Source organism: Sphingomonas sp. CCH9-F2, from assembly GCF_001556735.1.
Lineage (GTDB): Bacteria > Pseudomonadota > Alphaproteobacteria > Sphingomonadales > Sphingomonadaceae > Sphingomonas > Sphingomonas ginsenosidimutans.
Map to the genome: position 1 here is coordinate 1 of NZ_LSJO01000323.1, position 718 is coordinate 718.

Annotated in this window: 1 protein-coding gene; it reads right to left on the minus strand. The window is 66.9% G+C overall.

Features of this window, described 5'->3' with window-relative positions; genetic code table 11:
• Positions 1 to 718 (minus strand): efflux RND transporter permease subunit (locus AX685_RS09425; RefSeq protein WP_197418550.1); only part of this gene is annotated, 718 nt, incomplete at both ends.

The window sequence follows — 718 nt, forward strand, 5'->3', positions numbered from 1 at the left end:
CTCATCATCACGAGGCCGTTGAGGACGGCAACGCCCGATAGGGCTATGAACCCGACCGCTGCGGTGATCGAGAAGGGGATACCGCGCAGCAGCAGCGCAAACACGCCCCCGGCAAGCGCCATCGGCACCGCCGAGAACACGATCGCCGCCGACACGAAGCTGCCGAGCGCCATGTAGAGCAGGGCGTAGATCGCAATGAAGCAGATCGGCACCACGATCAGCAGGCGTAGCCGAGCCGATTGCAGGCTCTCGAAGGTGCCGCCCCACTCGGTATACATGCCAGCGGGGAGCTGCATCTGGCCGATCTTCGCCTGCGCTTCCTCGACGAACCCGCCAAGGTCGCGCCCACGCACGTTGATCTGCACGACCACCATCCGCTTGCCGTTCTCACGACTGATCTGGTTCAACCCTTGGGTGTAGTTGAACCGGGCGACCTGGCTTAGCGGGATCGAGCGCGCCACCTGACCTTCGGCAGCGGGCAGCATCACCGGGATCGACCCCAGCGTCTCAAGGTCGTCCCGCTGCGCGTCGGGCAGGCGGACCACGACGTCGAACCGCCGGTCGCCCTCGAACAGCAGCCCGGCCTCACGCCCGCCAAGCGCAGCCGAGACGGTGTTCGCCACCTCCTCGACCGACAGGCCGTAACGGCCCGCCGCCTGACGGTCGATCTGCACGTCGAAGGTCGGCGCGCCGGACGTCTGTTCGGCACTCACGTCGC